This is a genomic window from Scytonema sp. PCC 10023 (assembly GCF_963920835.1).
Lineage (GTDB): Bacteria > Cyanobacteriota > Cyanobacteriia > Cyanobacteriales > Nostocaceae > Kalymmatonema.
The window spans coordinates 1-3,244 of record NZ_CAWUDP010000243.1 but is presented as its reverse complement, the minus strand read 5'-3'; the positions used below and the strand labels follow the sequence as shown (position 1 = coordinate 3,244).

Annotated in this window: 2 protein-coding genes and 1 pseudogene; all 3 read left to right on the top strand. The window is 46.1% G+C overall.

What is annotated here, in order from left to right; genetic code table 11:
• A pseudogene (locus ACM0OZ_RS48315) lies at positions 1–558 on the top strand (hypothetical protein); the annotation flags it as partial.
• A gap of 337 nt (positions 559–895) precedes the next feature.
• Positions 896–1,969: a glycosyltransferase family 4 protein gene (locus ACM0OZ_RS48310; RefSeq protein ID WP_414590069.1), complete on the top strand. Its 1,074-nt coding sequence runs from the start codon at positions 896–898 to the stop codon at positions 1,967–1,969.
• A 108-nt stretch (positions 1,970–2,077) separates the two neighbouring features.
• Complete coding sequence (locus ACM0OZ_RS48305; protein ID WP_414590068.1) at positions 2,078–3,004, top strand: S66 peptidase family protein; 927 nt, start codon at positions 2,078–2,080, stop codon at positions 3,002–3,004.
• The last annotated feature ends 240 nt before the right edge of the window (positions 3,005–3,244 follow it).

The window sequence follows — 3,244 nt, the reverse complement described above, 5'->3', positions numbered from 1 at the left end:
TTACCCGAAGCACTGGCTGCGGCAAAACTGATTCAGGATGAGAGATATCGCGCCTCGGCACTAGCAGCCTTAGCCGACAAACTGCCATCCGTATTACCCGAAGCACTGGCTGCGGCAAAACTGATTCAGGATGAGAGATATCGCGCCTTGGCACTAGCAGCCTTAGCCGACAAACTGCCATCCCATTTATTACCCGAAGCACTGGCTGCGGCAAAACTGATTCAGGATGAGTATCATCGCGCCACGGCACTAGCAGCCTTAGCCGACAAACTGCCAATTGATTTATTACCCGAAGCACTGGCTGCGGCAAAACTGATTCAGGATGAGGAATCTCGCGCCGAGGCACTAGCAGCCTTAGCTCTCCCTTTGTCAAAGATACCAACAACTCTACTTTTTCCAGTCTGGGGGCAGACACTTCATGAGCTCTCTCTCCGTACTCGTCGGAATTTATTGAGTGACATAGAGAAACTAGTTCCAGTTATTTTTGCATTAGGAGGTCAGCAAGCAATAGCAGAAGTGAGTTGTGCTATCTCAAATGTGGCACGATGGTGGCGTTAACAATTCAAAATTCAAAATTCAAAATATGTCCTGCGGACACGCTACGCGTTAGCGCAGCTCCTCCGCAGGAGGCACAAAATTCAAAATTAAAGACAATTTGAGTATTGTAGGGTGGGCAGTGCTTACTGTATTTTGCCGACTACATCCGGGTTTTGCGTTCGCACTGCCCACCTTACGTGTTAAAGGTATGTAGTAGCGCTTTAGCGCTAAAGCGCTTACTACAAGCTAGCAATGTAAAGACGCGCCATGGCGCGTCTCTACACCATCACCAAATCTCACTAAAAATCCTTCACTGAACCGTATTGTTACATAAAGTAGTTAAAAATACCTTCTGCGGATGACTTCCAAACCTCTTAGACTCCTCTTTGTCTCCACGCCCGTTGGACCACTTGGTACTGGACTTGGCGGTGGTGTGGAATTGACGTTACACAACATCGCCCAAGAAATGATCCGGCGTGGTCATAAATTGCAAATCATTGCCCCTTCTGGTTCCACATGGGATTCTTTACCAATTGTGCAAATTCCTGGCAATTTACAAATCATTGCCCAAAGTCAGGAACGCACAGATCCTATTACCATGCCAGAAAATTCCGTGCTGGCGAATATGTGGGATTATGCTCGTCAGGTTCAAGGTGAGTACGATTTGATTGTCAACTTTGCTTATGATTGGTTGCCGTTGTACTTAACACCTTTTTTTCAACGTCCCATCGCCCACTTAATTAGCATGGGTTCGCTGAGTAACGCTTTAGACGAAATTATTAGACAAGTTGCAAAGCAATTTCCTGGTACGATTGGCTTTCATAGCCTCGCACAAGCTGCCACTTTTGCTCTTGACCAGCAGATTTTTTGTTTAAGTAATGGAATTGATGTCTCGCTGTATGAGTTTTGCGCCCAACCAAAACAACAGTTAGCTTGGGTAGGTCGAATTTCCCCAGAGAAAGGTTTGGAAGATGCGGTATCTGTGGCGCAAATCACCAATATTCCATTAAAAATTATGGGTAAACTTCAAGATGAATCATACTGGCAGCAGATTTGCCAGAATTACCCAAATGCACCTTTTGAGTATCTAGGATTTCTATCAACTTCCCAAATGCAGCAAGTTGTGCGTGAGTGTCGGGCGTTATTGATGACACACCGTTGGGTGGAAGCATTCGGAAATGTCGCAATAGAAGCACTCGCCTGTGGAGTCCCCGTGATTTCCTATCGTCGCGGTGGTCCAGCGGAAATCGTTAAAGATGGCAAAACGGGGTTTTTGGTAGAACCTGATAGTATTCCTGGGTTAGTCGATGCTGTTTCCCGCTTGGATGAAATCAACCGTCAAACCTGTCGCGCCTCCGCAGAAACCGAATTTTCTCTGGAAGCTTTGGGCGATCGCTTTGAACAATGGTTCATGCAAATTTTAAACTTTTGATTTTCGCCTCTTAAGTGACTTGTCAATCAACTTGCACTGCCGAACTTTTTCTTTGCGTCTAGAGCGTAGAGCTACAGACGAAATAATATATATGCAAGAGGTTTATTAATGCAATCCAAAATCCAAAATCTAAAATCTAAAATTGTTCCACCACCTCTCAAACCTGGTGACTTACTACAAGTCGTTGCGCCAAGTGGTGCTTTGCGAGAATTTGAGGGTTTCCAAAAAGGAGTGGAAATTTGGCGATCGCGTGGTTATCAAGTAGAAGTAATACCAGAGATAGATGACAAATGGGGATATTTAGCAGGTAAAGACGAAAGCCGTCGCGATCGCCTAGCAACAGCATGGAACGAACCAGAGTGTCGCGGTATTCTCTGTGCTAGAGGCGGTTTTGGTAGCACCCGCATTTTAGAAAATTGGACTTGGCAGGATTCAGAAAACTCAGCACTGCCAAAATGGCTCATTGGTTTTTCTGACATCACCGCGCTTTTGTGGAGCCTTTACACAGCAGGAATTTCCAGCGTACATGGTCCCGTACTGACAACTCTCGCCTCAGAACCAGATTGGTCAATTCAAAGGTTATTTGATTGCGTAGAAGGTCGCCCTCTTCCCCCTCTAAAGGGTTGTGGTTGGGGTGGAGGTGTTGCAACTGGTATCTTATTACCTGGTAATCTTACAGTGGCAACCCATCTTTTCAGTACGCCAATGTTACCAGATATGGATGGAGTGATTTTGGCATTCGAGGATGTGACAGAAGCTCCCTACCGCATCGACCGAATGTTGACACAGTGGCGGATGAGCGGTGCTTTATCAAAAGTCCGTGGGATTGCACTGGGTAGCTTTAGCCGTTGTGAACCGCCACCAAACGTTCCCAGCTTTAGTGTTGAGGAAGTGTTGCGCGATCGCTTGGGCGATTTGGGCATTCCCGTCGTCTCCGACTTGCCTTTTGGTCATGATGGACCGAATGCAGCTTTACCAGTAGGTGTATTGGCAACTTTGGATGCAGACCAAGGTATTTTGAGTTTGGGAGACTAAGCTGCTAGGAAGTGTGTAATATCATGTCCGGCTAATTAGTTATGATTCCCACGTTTACTAAGAATGGCACCAAAAGCTTTCGTTCATCCGCTGCATTGCAGTGTTACCTCGTTCACCAAATTCCTCGCGCCGTGGAAGCCCCTGCATTTATGCATGGGGGTAAGGCGCAGGCGATTTCAATCGCCGTCAAAATAGTTTGAAAATCCATACGAGTAACCATCTTTTTTGTGAATTGCTGAA

Excerpts from the sequence above, each read along its gene's own strand:
- ACM0OZ_RS48310 (WP_414590069.1), top strand. The coding sequence starts at position 896 with ATGACTTCCAAACCTCTTAGACTCCTCTTTGTCTCCACGCCCGTTGGA.
- ACM0OZ_RS48305 (WP_414590068.1), top strand. The coding sequence starts at position 2,078 with ATGCAATCCAAAATCCAAAATCTAAAATCTAAAATTGTTCCACCACCT.